Source organism: Streptomyces sp. AcH 505, from assembly GCF_000818175.1.
GTDB lineage: Bacteria > Actinomycetota > Actinomycetes > Streptomycetales > Streptomycetaceae > Streptomyces.
The window spans coordinates 5,897,641-5,898,511 of sequence record NZ_JTIY01000001.1 but is presented as its reverse complement, the minus strand read 5'-3'; the positions used below and the strand labels follow the sequence as shown (position 1 = coordinate 5,898,511).

At 70.7% G+C, this 871-nt stretch carries 1 protein-coding gene; it reads right to left on the bottom strand.

Annotation, left to right across the window (positions count from 1 at the left end; genetic code table 11):
- Window positions 1–243: 243 nt before the first annotated feature.
- Window positions 244–871, bottom strand: a 628-nt coding sequence (locus HY68_RS26405) for a TetR/AcrR family transcriptional regulator (protein WP_041997224.1), incomplete at its 5' end; no start/stop codon positions are given.

Below are 871 nucleotides of genomic sequence, written 5' to 3'. Positions count from 1 at the left end.
GGCCGGCCGGCCGGCCGGCCTGCCGTGCCGCCCGCCCTCGCGGCGCTCGGGCCGCGCGACGGGTGCGCGAAGGTGAGACATCAGTGTGGAGCCCTCCGTTGATCACCAGCAACACACAGTAGTCGCCAAGCGGTCACGAGCGGAGTGCAGTTGACAAACTCGCCCATACGGCGTCCCGCTCTGGTATGAGGGTTCGTACGCGCGAACGAAATACCCTCAATACCCCGTAGCGGGACTCTTCGCTCAGTTCGAGCGGCCCGCCGCCCCGTATCCGTACAGGAAGGCGTCGACGGCCCTGGTGACGCAGTCGCGTATCCGGTCAGGGCCCAGCGAGGGGCTTCCGTACGGGCGGATGGTGATCTCCGACGTCACGAGGGCGATGAAGTGCGAGGTGGCGCGCGCCGGGTCGGCGATACGCAGCAGCCCGGCCTCCGCGAGCCGTCCCAACTGCCCGGCGACCTCCTGCTGCACCCGCGCCGGTCCCGCCTGCTGCCAGGTGTCGATCACGGCCGCGGGGAAGTGCCGCACCTCGGCCTTGATCTGGCCCACCATCGCGAAGTGCTCGGGGAACTGGGTGCGCTGGCCGACGAAGGCGCGGCCGAGGGCGAGCAGATCGGCCCGCGGGTCGGTGCCGGTCATCTGCTTGTGGACGGTCGCGATGAAGGCGTCGGCGACCTGGGTCGCGCTGTCGTGCAGCACGTCGGAGAACAGCTTCTCCTTGCCGTCGAAGTGGTTGTAGATGGTCCGCGTGGACACCCCGGCCTCGGCGGCGATGGCCTCGATGCTGGTGCGGCTGTACCCCTCCCGGCCGAAGACCGTGCGCGCACCCTGGGTGATGGCCCGGCGCTTCCCGGCCCTGCCGCCGCGGCGG